The 14554-nt window shown below is 64.7% G+C and carries 16 protein-coding genes; 8 read left to right on the top strand and 8 right to left on the bottom strand.

The genetic code is table 11. The features are described 5' to 3' along the window. Nucleotides 1-139 precede the first annotated feature (139 nt). Complete coding sequence (locus tag LG047_RS14795) at nt 140-592, top strand: hypothetical protein (protein WP_036283111.1); 453 nt, start codon at nt 140-142, stop codon at nt 590-592. Continuing rightward, on the top strand, nt 589-1539 hold the full coding sequence (gene ubiA, locus LG047_RS14790; protein WP_227967523.1) for a 4-hydroxybenzoate octaprenyltransferase: 951 nt from the start codon (nt 589-591) through the stop codon (nt 1537-1539). Before LG047_RS14795 ends, ubiA begins: the two co-directional genes overlap by 4 nt. 4 nt (nt 1540-1543) lie before the next feature. On the opposite strand, the gene LG047_RS14785 is transcribed toward ubiA, so the two are convergent. Genes LG047_RS14785 through LG047_RS14765 form a run of 5 tightly spaced genes read right to left on the bottom strand, consistent with a single transcriptional unit; the run spans nt 1544 to nt 5370 of the window. After that, nucleotides 1544-1978: a hypothetical protein gene (locus tag LG047_RS14785; RefSeq protein WP_227967522.1), complete on the bottom strand. Its 435-nt coding sequence runs from the start codon at nt 1976-1978 to the stop codon at nt 1544-1546. Between the two features lie 28 nt (nt 1979-2006). Further along, complete coding sequence (locus LG047_RS14780; protein ID WP_036283115.1) at nt 2007-2210, bottom strand: hypothetical protein; 204 nt, start codon at nt 2208-2210, stop codon at nt 2007-2009. 51 nt (nt 2211-2261) lie between these two features. Further along, complete coding sequence (locus tag LG047_RS14775) at nt 2262-3446, bottom strand: ABC transporter permease (protein ID WP_227967521.1); 1185 nt, start codon at nt 3444-3446, stop codon at nt 2262-2264. After that, nucleotides 3443-4378 carry an ABC transporter ATP-binding protein gene (locus LG047_RS14770; protein ID WP_227967520.1) on the bottom strand — a complete coding sequence of 312 codons (936 nt, stop codon included), beginning with the start codon at nt 4376-4378 and terminating at the stop codon, nt 3443-3445. Before LG047_RS14770 ends, LG047_RS14775 begins: the two co-directional genes overlap by 4 nt. After that, the gene (locus tag LG047_RS14765) at nt 4375-5370 is read right to left on the bottom strand and encodes an HlyD family secretion protein (RefSeq protein WP_036283120.1); all 996 of its coding nucleotides are present in this window, start codon (nt 5368-5370) and stop codon (nt 4375-4377) included. The genes LG047_RS14770 and LG047_RS14765 overlap by 4 nt, the downstream gene beginning before the upstream one ends. A 132-nt stretch (nt 5371-5502) precedes the next feature. Here LG047_RS14765 and LG047_RS14760 point away from each other — a divergent pair, with 132 nt between their 5' ends. Both LG047_RS14760 and LG047_RS14755 read left to right on the top strand, forming a co-directional pair. Then, the gene (locus tag LG047_RS14760) at nt 5503-7182 is read left to right on the top strand and encodes an electron transfer flavoprotein-ubiquinone oxidoreductase (RefSeq protein ID WP_227967519.1); all 1680 of its coding nucleotides are present in this window, start codon (nt 5503-5505) and stop codon (nt 7180-7182) included. Nucleotides 7183-7318: 136 nt separating this feature from the next. Beyond that, entirely contained in the window at nt 7319-8110 is a 792-nt protein-coding gene (locus LG047_RS14755; protein ID WP_227967518.1) for a YdcF family protein, read from the top strand. Nucleotides 8111-8142: 32 nt separating this feature from the next. Here the strand turns inward: LG047_RS14755 and LG047_RS14750 are convergent, their stop codons facing one another. Next, a complete protein-coding gene (locus LG047_RS14750) occupies nt 8143-8880 on the bottom strand; it encodes a response regulator transcription factor (protein WP_227967517.1) in 738 nt (245 codons plus the stop codon). Nucleotides 8881-9780: 900 nt separating this feature from the next. Between LG047_RS14750 and LG047_RS14745 the strand changes: the two genes are divergently transcribed. Then, nucleotides 9781-10182, top strand: coding sequence for a DUF1190 domain-containing protein (locus tag LG047_RS14745; RefSeq protein ID WP_227967516.1), 402 nt, complete (start codon nt 9781-9783; stop codon nt 10180-10182). Nucleotides 10183-10191: 9 nt separating this feature from the next. Here LG047_RS14745 and LG047_RS14740 read toward each other — a convergent pair whose 3' ends face one another. Beyond that, nucleotides 10192-11001, bottom strand: a complete 810-nt coding sequence (locus LG047_RS14740) for a DUF3108 domain-containing protein (RefSeq protein WP_227968507.1) — start codon at nt 10999-11001, stop codon at nt 10192-10194. 83 nt (nt 11002-11084) lie between these two features. Then, nucleotides 11085-11501, bottom strand: coding sequence for a hypothetical protein (locus tag LG047_RS14735; protein WP_227967515.1), 417 nt, complete (start codon nt 11499-11501; stop codon nt 11085-11087). Nucleotides 11502-11599: 98 nt separating this feature from the next. Between LG047_RS14735 and sseA the strand changes: the two genes are divergently transcribed. The 3 genes from sseA to glnA all read left to right on the top strand — a co-directional run bounded on the left by sseA (nt 11600) and on the right by glnA (nt 14510). After that, entirely contained in the window at nt 11600-12454 is an 855-nt protein-coding gene (gene sseA / locus LG047_RS14730; protein ID WP_227967514.1) for a 3-mercaptopyruvate sulfurtransferase, read from the top strand. Nucleotides 12455-12658: 204 nt separating this feature from the next. Further along, a complete protein-coding gene (locus tag LG047_RS14725) occupies nt 12659-12997 on the top strand; it encodes a P-II family nitrogen regulator (RefSeq protein ID WP_036283130.1) in 339 nt (112 codons plus the stop codon). Between the two features lie 103 nt (nt 12998-13100). Beyond that, nucleotides 13101-14510: a type I glutamate--ammonia ligase gene (gene glnA / locus LG047_RS14720; protein WP_036287841.1), complete on the top strand. Its 1410-nt coding sequence runs from the start codon at nt 13101-13103 to the stop codon at nt 14508-14510. Nucleotides 14511-14554: the final 44 nt, after the last annotated feature.

Raw genomic sequence — 14554 nt, 5'->3', positions numbered from 1 at the left:
CGGATCCTGCTGTGCGGCGGCGCCTTGCGGGGACCTTGCCTTGAAGCGGCCGCTTTGTTTGCCGACAGGTTGGCGAAAACTTGCATGACCGGCAAGCCTGCTGGTAACACAAACAGCCCCTTAAAGCGGATAGAACGTCATGATCATCGGCGCCTTCTCCTACCCGCGCATGGTCGCAGGCCTCTCGCTGCTGGCGCTTCTCGCCGGCGCGAGCGGCGCGTCCGCGCAGTCCTGCCAGGAGGACTTCCAGAAGCTGACGGAACGGCGCATGGGCCAGATCCAAGTTCTGAACAATCTGGGCAAGGCCGGCAAGGGCAAGATGGACCCGAACGCCGCCTGCCCCGCCGCCAAGAAGCTCGTCGGCATCGAGACCGAGATGCTCAACTACATGACCAAGAACAAGGAATGGTGCAACATTCCGGACAATGTGCTCGACGGCTTCAAGCAGGCGCGCAGCAAGACCCAGAATTTCGCCTCGCAGGCCTGCACGGTCGCCGCGAAGATGAAAAAGATGATGGAGCAGCAGCGCGAGCAGGCCGCCAACGGCGGCGGCATGATGGCGCCGCCCAAACTGCCCTCCGGACCGCTGTGAGCCTGACGCGCGGCGACGACGCCGACACTCTACTTCCGGACGCTGTCGCAGATCATTGGCTCTGGCGCCATGCGCCGGCGAGGCTGCGCCCCTTCGTGCAGCTTGCGCGGCTCGATCGGCCCGTCGGCTGGTGGCTGCTGCTTCTGCCCTGCTGGGAAGGAAGCGCGCTCGCCTCCGCCTCGCTCCGTGAGGCGCCCAATCTCTGGCATCTGACGCTCTTCTTCATCGGCGCCGTCGTGATGCGCGGCGCCGGCTCCACCTACAACGACTATGTCGACCGCGAGATCGACGCGAAAGTGGAGCGCACGCGCGGGCGCCCGCTCGCGAGCGGCCGCGTCAGCCCCCGCGCCGCGATCTGGTTCATCGTCGCGCAATGCCTGATCGGCCTTTGGGTGCTTCTGTCCTTCAACGGCCTCACCATCGCGCTCGGCTTTGCGTCGCCGCTGATCGTCCTTCTCTATCCTTTCGCCAAGCGCTTCACCTCATGGCCGCAGGCGATCCTCGGAACGGCCTTCGCCTATGGCGCGCTGCTCGGCTGGACGGCGCGCACGGGCGCGCTCGAGGCGCCGGCGCTGCTGCTCTATCTCGCCGCGATTCTGTGGACGATCGGCTACGACACGATCTACGCGCTGCAGGATCTGCGCGACGACGCGATTGCGGGCGTGCGTTCGACGGCGCGGCTCTTCGGCGAGAATGTGCAACTGGCGGTCGGCGGGCTTTATGCGGGCTCCGTGATCAGCGCGGCGCTCGCGGTCCATCTCGCTGGCGGCGGCGTATTCGCTTGGCTCGGCGTCGTCGCCTATGCGGCGCATCTCGCCTGGCAGACGTCGCAGACTCGCGAAGACGTTGCTCCGCCGACGGCATTGAGGCTTTTCCGTTCGAACCGTGACGCAGGCCTGCTGCTTTTCGCCGGCTTTTTCCTGCAAAGCCTCGCGCGGCTGATGTGAAAATCTAAAACCGGCGCCCCGGCGGCGCGGGGTTGCATGTCAGAACGGCGATCTCGTCGCCATTGTCATATTTCATTTCGCCGCGATTGACGTCCAGCGTGTTGCGCACATGCTGGTCCGCGCATTTCTTCGCGCCGTCCTCCATGCAGAGGCGGTCCGAGCCGAAGGTGACGACGCTTTTGTCCATGTTCATCACATAGACGACTTTTTCCTTGCGCCCGTATTTGTCGGGGCCGGAGATATAGGAGTCGCCGTCCTTATATTCCTCCGCGACGCCTTCGCCCCACATGATCTGGAGGAAGTTGCGGTCGGTGTCGATGTCGACCATCGCCGTCTGGTTCGAACGCGCACAATCGAGATGAATTTCGGTCGCCGTCGCCGGAGTCGCAAACAGCGCGAGCGCGGCGACGAAAATCGGATGCGCCGGATTTTTCGTCATGTCTGCCGCTCGCATTTAAAAACCCGCGCTATTTGTCCAGTTCCTTCTTCGCATCCAGGCAGGAATCGAGCTGCGTGCGGCTCAGTTCCCAATAGGAGGCTCCGCACAGCGCCTGATAGCGGCTGCTGTTGAAGAAGGACCAGAGATTATAGGCGCCCAGAAGCAGCGCAATCACGGCGACGACTTTCAGGATGTTGTTGAATCTCGTGATCGGATCGGCGTCGGTCGTCATGCTGTCCTCCGCAGACAAATGTGAGGCGCGAAGCCCCGGCCGTCAACGGCCTCAGTCGAGCGTCTGGCGGAAGCGCATCACGGCGAGGCTCATTGCTGCAAGCGCGAAAATCGCCAGAGCGCCGGCGTCGACGGCCAGATCGGCGAAGCCGGAGCCTTTCAGCATCACCGAGCGCACGATGCGCAGGAAATGGGTGAGCGGCAAAATCTCGCCGAGATATTGCGCCCAGAGCGGCATGCCATGGAAGGGGAAAAGAAATCCCGACAGAAGCATGCTCGGCAGAAAGAAGAAGAAACTCATCTGCATCGCCTGCAGCTGGTTCGTCGCGACTGTGGAGAAGCTGTAACCGACAGACAGATTGGCGACAATGAAGAGCAGCGCGAGCGGCGCGAGCACGAATAGCGAACCCACGACGGGCACGCCGAAAAGGAGATAGGCGACGATGAGGATCGTCGCCATCTGCACGCCGCCGACGACGATATAGGGCGCAATCTTGCCGAGCATGATCTCGACGGGGCGGATCGGCATGGCGAGAAGCGCCTCCATCGTGCCGCGCTCGATTTCGCGCGTGACCGACATCGCCGTATAGATCAGCATGGTCATGGTGAGGATGGTGCCGATCAGCCCCGGCACGATGTTGCGGCGCGTTTCGCCGGCGGGATTGTAGCGCCGCTGTATGTCGACGACGAAAGGCGGAGCGGGTTGCGCGAGCGAGGCGAGCGGTCCGGTGAGTTCGCGGTCGAGCGCCTGACCTGCCGCGCCCAGCACCGCCGCGACGACGCCCGACGTCGCGACGGGATCGGACGCGTCAGCGACGAGAAGCAGTGACGGCTTTTCACCGCGCACGAGACGACTCGAAAAATCCGGCGGGATCTGCACGACGAATTGCGCCTTGTTGGAAAGGATCAGCCGGTCGGCGTCCGCCTCGCCCTTCGCCTCATATTTGATGTTCAGATAGTCGGTCGCGCGCAGGGCTCCGACCAGCGCGCGCGTGATGGGGCTGTCGTCGCTGGTCAGCAGCGCGGTCGGCAGGTGCTTGGGATCGGTGTTGATCGCAAAGCCGAAGAGCATGAGCTGGATCAGCGGAATGCCGACGATCATCGCGAAGGTCGGCCGGTCGCGCCGCAGCTGGATGAACTCCTTGGCGAACATGGCGACGAATCGCTGCCACGACTGCGCGACGGGGCCGCGCCGCGCGGGGCGGTTGGCGCCCCATATGCGTCGCGGCGCGGTCATTGCTCCACCCGCTTGCGGGTCATGAGGTCAATGAAGACGTCCTCCAGCGTCGCCGCGTCGCGCGACCAGCGATGCGCCGGATCGGCGTAGCGGCGCACGACCGCCTCCATCGCCGCCGCATCGCGCCCGCCGACATGCAGGGCGGCGCCGAAGCGCGCCACCATGTCCACGCCGGGCGTGATTTTCAGCCGGGCTTCGAGCGCGTCGAGCCCTTCGCCCGTGACGACCCAGGTGGAGAGGCCCGCCTCTGCGATGATCTCCTCGCTGGTTCCGGTGGCGAGCAGCCGCCCTTCGGCGATATAGGCGATCTCGTGACAGCGCTCGGCCTCGTCCATGTAATGGGTGGAGACGAGGACGGTCAGGCCCTGGGTGGCGAGCTGATGGATTTCATCCCAGAAGTCGCGCCGCGCCTTGGGATCGACGCCGGCCGTCGGCTCGTCGAGCAGGAGCAGCGAGGGCGAGGGCAGGACGCAGGCGCCGAGCGACAGCCGCTGCTTCCAGCCGCCGGAGAGCTCCCCCGCAAGCTGGTCGGCGCGGGAGGTCAGCCCCAGCCGCTCCAGCGCCGCCCGCGTCGCGCCCTCGGGGTCTTCGAGGCCGTAAATGCGCGCAACGAACAGCAGATTCTCGCGGATGGTGAGATCGCGATAGAGCGAGAAGCCCTGCGTCATGTAGCCGACGCGGCGCTTGATCTCCTCCTGCTGGGTGCGGATGTCGTAGCCGAGACAGCGCCCCTCGCCAGCATCCGGCGTCAGCAGGCCGCAGAGCATTCGGATCGTGGTCGTCTTGCCGCTGCCGTTGGGGCCGAGGAAACCCTGAATATGGCCGCGCTCGACGCGCATGCTCAGATTGTCCACGACCTTTTTGGCGCCGAAGAATTTCGTGAGGCCGGAGGCCTCGATGGCGATATTGCTTTCGGCGCCGGCTTCGGTCATTTGGCCGCCCCGCCCGCTTCGGGCCAGATCGTCACCGACGCGGGCAGGCCGAGCGGCAATTCCCGCGCGCGGCCCTCCAGCCGCGCCTCGGCCTTGAAGACGAGCTTCGCCCGCTCCTGGTCGCTGAAGATCACGGGGGGCGTGTATTCCTGACGGCCGGAGATGAAGGAGATGCGGCCGTAAAGGTCGTCGGGGCAGCCGTCGCATTCGATCTTCACGCGTTCGCCGAGCTTCACGCGCGCAAGCTGCGGCTCCCCGACATAGAAGCGCACTTTCCGGTTTTCCGGCGGCAGGAGGGCCACGACTGGCTGGCCCGCCTTCACCACCTCGCCGGGGCGGAAAAACACGTCCTGGATGACGCCGTCCGCCGGCGCGGTCACACTTTGGCGCCTGATGCGAATGTCCAGCGCCTGCTGTTGCGCGCGCGCCTGCTTGATGGCGGCCTCCGCCGCCTCGATCTCCTGCGAGCGGCTGGCCATTTGCGCGACCTCGACCTGCCGGCGCGCCTCCTTGACGCTCGCCTCGTCGCGCGAGCGGGCCATCACGGCGCGATCCAGCGCCGCCTTGGCGACATGCCCCTCGGCGAAGAGCTTGCGCTGACGCTGGTAATCCTCTTGCGAGAGTTTCAGCGACGCCTCCGCGCGCTCCAGCGCCGCCTGCAGCACGGCGATCTGCTGCGGACGATTCATCGCGGCCTGCAGATTTTCCACCTGCGCCTCGAATTGCGCGATTCGCGCCCCCGCCTCGGCGCGGGCGCGTTCGAGCAGCGTGGTGGTCATGACGAAGAGAAGGTCCCCGGCCTTGACCTGCGCGCCCGCCGCGACAGCGAGTCTCGCCAGACGCTCCTCCTCATTGGGGCCGATGTAGAGAGTCTCCCCCTCGACATAGCCGAGGAAGCGCGGAGACCCTTCGGCGCCGTCGCCCATTATCCGCCAGACGGCGAATCCCGCCAGGGCCAGAAGAATCCCCGCCAGCACGACGCTCGTTTTCATGTAGCCCTGTCTCTTCCGGCTCTACCGCGTCGCATGGATAGCCGATCCGCCCCATCCGCCGAGAATCTCCTTTTGGCGCGTCGCGCACAAAAAGGCTAGAATGTCTCCAACAAGGCCGAAAAGGGATCGAAAATGGCTGAAGAAGTTACGGAACTGCCGGCGCGCGAAGGGATGGACTACGACGTGGTGGTGGTCGGCGCCGGCCCGGCGGGACTCGCGGCGGCGATTCGGCTGAAGCAGGTTGCTCCCGATCTTTCCGTCGTCGTCATTGAAAAGGGCTCCGAGCCCGGCGCCCATATTCTCTCGGGCGCGGTAATCGACCCTATCGGCCTCGACCGTCTTCTGCCCGACTGGCGCACGCGCGACGACGCGCCGTTGAAGACGCAGGTTCATGACGATCAGTTCCTTCTGCTCTCCGAGAAGGGCGGCTTCCGCATCCCCAATTTCCTGATGCCGAAGCTGATGAACAATCATGGCAATTTCATCGGCTCGCTCGGCAATGTCGTGCGCATCCTGGCGAGCGAAGCCGAAAACCTCGGCGTCGAGATCTATCCCGGCTTCGCGGGCGCCGAAATTCTCTACGGCGAAAAGGGCGAAGTCGTCGGCGTGGCGACGGGCGACATGGGCGTCGACCGCGACGGAACGCCCAAGGACAGCTTCACCCGCGGCATGGAGCTGCGCGGCAAATACACGCTCTTCGCCGAGGGCGCGCGCGGTTCGCTGTCGAAGCAGCTCATCGCGAGATATGAGCTGGCGAAGAACAGCGACGTGCAGAAGTTCGGCATCGGCTTCAAGGAGCTCTGGCGAATCCCGAAGGAGAAGCACAAAGCCGGCCTCGTGCAGCATTCCTTCGGCTGGCCGTTGCAGTCCGACACGGGCGGCGGCTCCTTCCTCTACCATTTCGACGACGATCTCGTTTCGATCGGCTTCGTCGTGCATCTCAACTATTCGAATCCGACGCTCTCGCCCTTCGACGAGTTCCAGCGATTCAAGTGCCATCCGATGATCGCCCCGACGCTGGAAGGCGGCGAGCGCCTCGCCTATGGCGCCCGCGCGCTGACGGAAGGCGGCTGGCAGAGCGTGCCGAAGCTGACTTTCCCCGGCGGCGCGCTGATCGGCTGCGGCGCGGGCTTCATGAACGTGCCGCGCATCAAGGGTTCGCACAACGCCGTGCTATCCGGAATCATGGCCGCCGAACATGTCGCCGCCGCGATTGCCGAAGGCCGCGCGCATGACGAGGTCAGCGCCTATGACGCCTCGTGGCGCACGTCGGACATCGGCCGCGACCTCAAGCCCGTGCGCAACGTCAAGCCGCTGTGGTCGAAATACGGCACCTATGTCGGCGCCTCGCTCGGCGGGCTCGACATGTGGACCAATTCCCTTTTCGGCTTCTCCTTCTTCGGCACGCAATCGCATGGCAAGCCGGACCACGCCTGCCTGAAGCCGCTCTCGGAAGTGACGCCGATCGTTTATCAGAAGCTCACGCAGAAACCGGCCTTCGACAAGCTGTCGTCCGTCTTCGTGTCGAACACCAATCACGAGGAAGACCAGCCGGTGCATCTCAAGCTTGCCGACCCGTCGATCCCGATCAGGCAGAACCTGCCGATCTATGGCGAGCCGGCGCGGCTCTATTGCCCGGCGGGCGTCTATGAAGTCGTCTACGGCGACGAAGAGACGAAGTCCGATCCGCGCTTCGTGATCAACGCGCAGAACTGCGTGCACTGCAAGACCTGCGACATCAAGGACCCTGCGCAGAACATCACCTGGGTTCCGCCGGAAGGCGGCGGCGGGCCGAACTATCCGAACATGTGATGGCGTAAAGACGCAACGACGTCATTGCGAGGAATGGAAGGTGATGAAGCAATCCGCTAGCCGCGCGCGCGGCGGGATCGCTTCGCTTCGCTCGCAATGACGGCAGGCTTCCACAATCATCGAGCACGGCGGCGCCATGTTCTTCATCGCCTCGAAGATTTTCGAGTTCTTCTTCGCGCCTGCGCATTTCTTCATCTTTCTCGCAGCGCTCGGCGCCGCGCTGCTTTACACGCGCTTCGCACGCTGGGGCCGCCGCTTCGCGGCCCTGAGCGCGGCGGCGCTGGCGCTCATGGCCTTCGGGCCCGTGGGACAGTTTCTCGGCGCGCCGCTCGAATCGCGTTTTCCGCGGCCCGCGGATGACATGCCGGCGCCCGACGGCGTCATCGTGCTTGGCGGCACGGTCGATGAAAAGCTGAGCGCGGAGCTCGGTCATACGGCGATGATCGACGCTGCGGAGCGCCTCACCGCTCCCATCGCGCTCAAGCGCCGTTATCCCAATGCGCGCATCGTCTTCACCGGCGGCACGGCGGCGCTGCGCGGCTCGCCCTTTACCGAGGCCGAGGGCGTCAAGCGCTTCTGGCGCGACGTCGGGCTGGACGCCGGCGACATTCTTTACGAAGACCGTTCGCGCAACACATTCGAGAACGCCATTTTCACGCGCGAACTCGTGCAGCCGAAGCCCGGCGAGCGCTGGCTTCTCGTGACTTCGGCGATGCACATGCCGCGCTCCATCGGCATTTTCCGCAAGGCGAATTTTCCGGTGATCGCCTATCCGGTCGATTACCGCACCAATGGCAAGTTCAGCTTCATCCTGCCGCGCTTCGCGGTAAAGGCGATCGGCGTCGTCGAATTCGCCGCGCATGAATGGATGGGGCTCGTCGCCTATCGGCTGACCGGCAAGACCGACGCGCTTTTCCCCGCGCCGTAGACGATTTCCCGGCGGGAGGGACGCCGGCCGGATTACTCCGGCCGCCCGTGCCCCCTGCGCCCGCGCGCGCCGGCGGGGCCTTCGAGATTGCGGCCGCCCGACGCGCCGCCGGGCCAGGCGCCATGCTTCATCTCCAGAAACAGCGCGATCGCCTGGGCGCGATTGCGCACTTCGAGCTTCTCGAAAAGATTGCGCAGGTGGAACTTGATCGTGTTGATCGAGACGCCGAAATCCTTGGCGAGCTGGCTGTTGGTGTGGCCGGAGCCGAGCGCCGACAGCAGGCTGCGCTCGCGCAGCGTCAGATTCTCGAGCGGATCGCTGCGCATCTTGCGGATGTCGACAAAGGGAAACACCATGTCGCCCGCCGCCACCGCCGCCAGCACGTCGAGGAGGCGCTCCGGCGGAGCGCGCTTGGAGACGAAGCCGGCGCCGCCGAGTTGCAGCGTCTCGGCCGGCGCGGCCGGATCATTGGTGCCGCTGTAGACGACGATCTTCGGCGCGGCGACCTGGCGCGAGAGCGCGCGCAGCACGTCGCGGGCGTGCAGCGTCGGCAGTTGCCAGCCGATGACGGCGATGGCGAATTTCTGCTGGCGCGCGGCCTCGAGGAATTCCTCGCCGTCGGTGACCTTGAGAACGAGGTTGAAGCGCTTGTCGTCGGAGAGAAGCTTGTCGAGCCCGGCAAGTATGAGCGGACTCTTGTCGGCGATGGCGACGTCGATGCGCTCGCCTTGCGACATGGTTTCGCGACCGTCGTTTTCGGGGCGGGCCACGCGTGGCCGCGCCGCTTCTTCGCCGCTGGCGCGAAGACCCTCCGCCGCGGAGTCCGCGGGCCTGATCGAAGAGGTAGGGACCATCATCTCCTCCAGGCCCGGGCGAAGCGCGCCCGCGAGCCGATTATCGCCGCTGAAGATCGTCGTCGATTCTCTCAACTTATTGTAATTTATGAGATCGGGACAAAGCGCACGCCTACCCGTTCGAGTTGGCGCACGGCGATAGAATACTCGCCGCCATTGGGGAAGCAAGTCCTGCCCGCAGGGCTGGACGGATGGGAGCGCGAGACAAAAATAAGGCGCGGCGCATCGACCCAAAGCCGACGCGCCGCGCCTGAAAACGCTGCTTCGAGCGGTCGCCTTAGTCGGTGAAGACCCAGCGGGCGGCGAAATAAGCAACCGCGCCGATGACGATGATCGCGATCATGCCCATCGGGGTCGCCGCATAGCTGGTCAGTTCGAGAATAGCGCCCATAAGTTCCTCCTTCTGTCACACAGTTTGCCGGTTCTTAACCACAAGCCGACATGTCACAATACAACACTGCCGCAAGCGGCGCCGTCATTTTTGTAATCGCGGTCACGTGGATCTCACCGCGGACCCGTTCCCCTGCGTGTATGACTATACGTCAAGTTCACATAGGGGGGAACATGTCTGCATCGCTCGTTCGGCCCTGTCCGCGTCGGTGAGCCATATTGCTCCACAGCGCATCGCTGCGGTTCCGAAATGCGGTGGTGCGACCAACTATTGTAGTCGCCGATCCTTGTCAAGCGACCGCCCGGGACAGCATTGCGACGAGTCGTCGCGTCTCAGCCGGACAAGAGCACAGTTTACGCTTGCCGCACGATGCGGCGGGCGACTAATCTCGCTTCGAACAGCAAAATAAGAACAAGTGGAAACGCATGGCGACCAGGGGTTTGACAATAGTCGTGATCGGAGTCGCGCTTGCCGCGGCCGGCTTTTCGGCCTTTTATGCGATGCGGGGCCGCACCCCCGCGTGCGCCGGCGGCGGAAAATACATGTCCACGCTCAACGACTGCAAGGCATGGGGAATCGCGGCGGACGTCTGCGCGCAAGCAGTGGAAAAGGCGCGCGCCGTCGCCGCCCGCGCCGCGCCGAAAACCGAGACCATGTTCCAATGCGAAGTGCGTTTCTCGGAATGTTTCGAGAATCCGGCGGGCGGCTTCACGCCGCGCCCGTCCTTCTGCCTGAACCCCGGCGGCGACCCGACGGAAGTCCGCTATCTCGAATATGAATCCGACCGCCGCAACCGGAAAACGACGAAGGAAGTGCGTATCGACTGATGCGACAGGTCAGCGGCCGGAATCCGCGCGTCGCTGACCGACCTGGAATTCCGAGGCGTCGATGACGAGCTTGCCGGCGGCCGTGCGGATGTCGATGTGGATCGGCACGACGACATGGGCCTCCGGGAGCGGCGCGAGCCAGACGTTCATGTCGTGGTTCTCCGCCATGTAGCGCGTCGAGGTGCTGTCGGGACGGTGTCCGGCGATCGGCGTATAGCGCGCCGAGCAGACGGCCACCGGGCCGGAGTAGCCCTTCGTATGCGCCTCATGCGCGCCGGCGTAGGACAGCGCGACGTCGAAACGCGTCACGCCGTCGAAGACGGAGATCGTGCGATCGCAGGCTGCGGGGCCCGCCAGATCCTGCCCCGACGGCACGCTCATGATCAGCGCGCTCACTGGATCGACGACGCGCCTTTTCGCGCTCTCGGTGACGGGGATGCGCGCGGCGGCGTCCCAGGGCGCCGGTTTAACCTCCACGGCCTGCACGGAATTGCCGCCGAGCGCCATGCGAACGGTGCGCGTTTCGTCGCTGTTGGCAGTCGTATTGGCGTAGGTCGCGGGCGACGGCCCGCCCGGACCCAGACCGCCCGTCGCGGAGGCCGCGCCCTTCGTGCTGTTGACGAGATTGGCGAGCCCCGTCGTCTTCATCGAAATGTCGATGCGATAGGTCTGCGGCTCGACGACGCCTGAGGCGAAGGCGCTGCCTATGGAAAGGCCCATCAGGCTCAGCGCGTAATGCGCCTTGATCGTTTCGGCGCTGGCCGGAGCGGCGGCCGCGAGCCCCCCGCAAAGGAGAGCGGCGACGCGCGCCTTGCGCATGATGACGATGGAAAGCGTGTCGATCGGGCTCATGATCCGCACATTCGGAAGAAGGACGCCGCAAACATCATGAAAGGACGGCATCAGGCCGACTCCTGCCAATGTCCGTCGGCATAGATGCGCCACGCGCGCAACCCCGCCTTCGCGACGACCATCCTGCCCGCCTTGGCTTCGGCGACGAGATGCCTGAATACGAGAGGATTGCGCCAGGAAAACGGCTTTTCCGGGTCGCAGACGGCGTGATACTCGTCGCTGTCGGGGTCGTCCATCAGCAGCGTTCCGACGCGATCGGGCCGCATGGTGGCGGGAAGGCCGCGGTCCTCCTTCCACTGACAATAATAGTCGCGGCAGACTTCCGGGCGCGTGTCATAGACGCCGCAGCCGCCGGTCAGCGCGCAATGCGCGCACAGCGTCCCGGCCTTCTTCTTCATTTCCTCGATTTCGAGCACCTTGCAGCAGAAGTAACAAGGGCCGCAGGCTTTGCCGGGGATGTCGAGCATGAGGATCGGGGCCACGAGACAGTGAGAATCGAATCGGCGTATTGTGACCGCGAAAGCGCCGGATGCAAGCTGGCCCGGACCGCAACCTGAGCGAGACAATGCCGCGAAAGATCGACCTGGAAAATCTGTTCGTCTCCACGCAATGGCTCGCCGACAATCTTTCTTCACCCGACATTCTCGTCTTCGACGCCTCCTGGCACATGCCGGCGGCCGGTCGCGACCCCCGCGCGGAATATCTCGCGGGCCAAATTCCCGGCGCTGTCTTTTTCGACATTGACGGCGTCGCCGATCATTCGACCGACCTCCCGCACATGCTCCCGTCTCCCGAGGTCTTCGAGGCGGAGATGCGGCGACTCGGTTTCGGCGACGGCATGCGCGCGGTCGTATACGACAGCGTCGGCCTCTTTTCGGCGCCGCGTCTTTGGTGGACGCTCAATGTGTTCGGCGTTGACAAGGTTTCGATCCTCGCGGGAGGGCTGCCGGCCTGGAAGGCGGAGGGACGCCCGCTCGAGAGCGGCGAGCCGCAGCGCACGCCGCGAGTATTCACCGCGCGCTTCGACCCCGATCTCGTCGCCGACGCCGCAGCGGTGAGGGCCGCGCTCGAAAGCGGCGCCGCGCAGGTCGTCGACGCGCGCTCGGCCGAGCGCTTCCATGGTCGCGCGCCCGAGCCGCGACCCGGCCTGCGCTCGGGTCATATGCCCGGCGCGCGCAACCTGCCCTTCCCCGCCGTGATCCAGGACGGCCGCATGAAGGAAAGGTCCGGGCTCGAAGCCGCCTTCGCCGCCGCCGGGCTCGACCCCGACCGGCCGGTGATCGCGAGCTGCGGCTCCGGCATGACCGCCTGCATCCTGAGCCTCGCGCTTGCGGCCTCCGGACGCGCGCCGGCGACCGTCTATGACGGCTCCTGGTCGGAATGGGGCGGCCGCGCGGATTTGCCGGTCGTGGCCAATTGATTGATTGAAACAGGCGCCGCCGAACTGATCATCTATCGCCTAAAATTAAGGCATATCGTATAAATCCTCGGCGCCGGACCGGAATCCGGCGCCAGAACTTTGGCCATGGCGCCAAAATCGCTCCAATGCTAGAAGCTCGACGGCGTCGGCTATTGGCGAGGCATAGGCGCGGGCGCGGGCTTAGACGCAGCGCGGGGAAGAGAAATGAAGAAGGTCGAGGCGATCATAAAGCCGTTCAAGCTCGATGAAGTGAAAGAGGCTTTGCAGGCGGCGGGACTGCAAGGCATCACCGTCACCGAAGCTAAGGGTTTTGGACGCCAGAAGGGGCACACCGAGCTCTATCGGGGCGCCGAATATGTTGTTGATTTTCTTCCGAAAGTAAAAATCGAGATCGTCCTGGCGGACGAGGCCGTGGATCGCGCGGTCGAGGCCATTCGCAATGCGGCGCAGACGGGCCGCATCGGCGATGGCAAGATTTTTGTTTCCAACATCGAAGGCGCGATCCGAATCCGCACGGGGGAGACCGGCGCGGACGCGATCTAGACCATCGAGTTCCCGCCCCATGAGCTTTCTCGACAAGATCTTCCGACGCTCCGCAGCGCCCAACACGCACATAACCAGGCAACAGACAGAGGCAACGATCAAAATGACAACGGCCAAGGACGTAATCAAGCAGATCAAGGACAACGACGTTAAATACGTCGACTTCCGCTTCACCGACCCGCGCGGCAAGTGGCAGCACGTCACCTTCGACGTCTCGATCGTCGACGAGGACGCGCTGAACGAAGGCATCATGTTCGACGGCTCCTCGATCGCTGGCTGGAAGGCGATCAACGAGTCGGACATGACCCTGCTGCCCGACCTGTCGACCTGCACGATGGACCCGTTCTTCGCCGCTTCGACCATGTCGATCGTCTGCGACGTCATGGAGCCCCTGACCGGCCAGCCCTACAACCGCGACCCGCGCGGCATCGCCAAGAAGGCGATGGCCCACATCAAGACCGCCGGCGTCGGCGACACCGCCTATTTCGGCCCCGAGGCCGAATTCTTCGTCTTCGACGACGTGCGTTTCTCGGCCGACCCCTACAATACGGGCTTCTCTCTCGACTCGGTCGAACTGCCCACGAACTCCGACACCGCCTATGAAGGCGGCAACCTCGGCCACCGCGTACGCACCAAGGGCGGCTATTTCCCCGTTCCGCCGGTCGACTCCGCCCAGGACATGCGCGGCGAGATGCTGGCGGCCATGGCGGCCATGGGCGTGAAGGTCGAGAAGCACCATCACGAAGTCGCCTCCGCCCAGCACGAGCTCGGTCTGAAGTTCGAGACGCTCGTCACCGTCGCCGATCACCTGCAGATCTACAAATATGCGATCCATCAGGTGGCGCACTCCTACGGCAAGTCGGCCACCTTCATGCCGAAGCCGGTCTTCGGCGACAATGGCTCGGGCATGCACGTGCACCAGTCGATCTGGAACGGCGGCAAGCCGGTCTTCGCGGGCGACAAATACGCCGGCCTGTCGCAGGAATGCCTGTGGTACATCGGCGGCATCATCAAGCACGCCAAGTCGCTGAACGCCTTCACCAACCCGTCGACCAACTCCTACAAGCGTCTGGTCCCGGGCTATGAGGCGCCGGTGCTGCTCGCCTACTCCTCGCGCAACCGCTCGGCCTCCTGCCGCATTCCGTTCGGCACGAGCCCGAAGGCCAAGCGCGTCGAGGTCCGCTTCCCCGATCCGACGGCCAACCCCTATCTCGCCTTCGCAGCCATGCTGATGGCCGGCCTCGACGGCATCGCCAACAAGATCGATCCGGGCGCGCCGGCCGACAAGGACCTCTACGACCTGCCGCCGGAAGAGCTGAAGGCGATCCCGACCGTCTGCGGTTCGCTCCGCGAGGCGCTCGAGAGCCTGAAGGCCGACCACGCCTATCTGACTGCCGGCGGCGTTTTCGACACGGACTTCATCGAGTCCTACATCGAGCTGAAGATGCAGGACGTGATGCGCTTCGAAATGACCCCGCATCCGGTCGAGTTCGACATGTACTACTCCTACTGAGGAGCACGCGCCCGAACGGGCGACGGTCCCGACCGTCGCCTGTC

The sequence above is a fragment of the Methylocystis sp. WRRC1 genome (assembly GCF_020733155.1).
GTDB lineage: Bacteria > Pseudomonadota > Alphaproteobacteria > Rhizobiales > Beijerinckiaceae > Methylocystis.
The sequence above is the reverse complement of the archived record's forward strand: the minus strand, read 5'-3'. Positions and strand labels throughout refer to the sequence as shown.

What these genes read in the sequence shown, in the direction of transcription:
- LG047_RS14795 (WP_036283111.1), top strand. Translation starts at nt 140, where the DNA reads ATGATCATCGGCGCCTTCTCCTACCCGCGCATGGTCGCAGGCCTCTCG.
- LG047_RS14785 (WP_227967522.1), bottom strand. Translation starts at nt 1,978, where the DNA reads ATGACGAAAAATCCGGCGCATCCGATTTTCGTCGCCGCGCTCGCGCTG.
- LG047_RS14780 (WP_036283115.1), bottom strand. Translation starts at nt 2,210, where the DNA reads ATGACGACCGACGCCGATCCGATCACGAGATTCAACAACATCCTGAAA.
- LG047_RS14775 (WP_227967521.1), bottom strand. Translation starts at nt 3,446, where the DNA reads ATGACCGCGCCGCGACGCATATGGGGCGCCAACCGCCCCGCGCGGCGC.
- LG047_RS14770 (WP_227967520.1), bottom strand. Translation starts at nt 4,378, where the DNA reads ATGACCGAAGCCGGCGCCGAAAGCAATATCGCCATCGAGGCCTCCGGC.
- LG047_RS14765 (WP_036283120.1), bottom strand. Translation starts at nt 5,370, where the DNA reads ATGAAAACGAGCGTCGTGCTGGCGGGGATTCTTCTGGCCCTGGCGGGA.
- LG047_RS14760 (WP_227967519.1), top strand. Translation starts at nt 5,503, where the DNA reads ATGGCTGAAGAAGTTACGGAACTGCCGGCGCGCGAAGGGATGGACTAC.
- LG047_RS14755 (WP_227967518.1), top strand. Translation starts at nt 7,319, where the DNA reads ATGTTCTTCATCGCCTCGAAGATTTTCGAGTTCTTCTTCGCGCCTGCG.
- LG047_RS14745 (WP_227967516.1), top strand. Translation starts at nt 9,781, where the DNA reads ATGGCGACCAGGGGTTTGACAATAGTCGTGATCGGAGTCGCGCTTGCC.
- LG047_RS14740 (WP_227968507.1), bottom strand. Translation starts at nt 11,001, where the DNA reads ATGCGCAAGGCGCGCGTCGCCGCTCTCCTTTGCGGGGGGCTCGCGGCC.
- LG047_RS14735 (WP_227967515.1), bottom strand. Translation starts at nt 11,501, where the DNA reads ATGCTCGACATCCCCGGCAAAGCCTGCGGCCCTTGTTACTTCTGCTGC.
- sseA (WP_227967514.1), top strand. Translation starts at nt 11,600, where the DNA reads ATGCCGCGAAAGATCGACCTGGAAAATCTGTTCGTCTCCACGCAATGG.
- LG047_RS14725 (WP_036283130.1), top strand. Translation starts at nt 12,659, where the DNA reads ATGAAGAAGGTCGAGGCGATCATAAAGCCGTTCAAGCTCGATGAAGTG.
- glnA (WP_036287841.1), top strand. Translation starts at nt 13,101, where the DNA reads ATGACAACGGCCAAGGACGTAATCAAGCAGATCAAGGACAACGACGTT.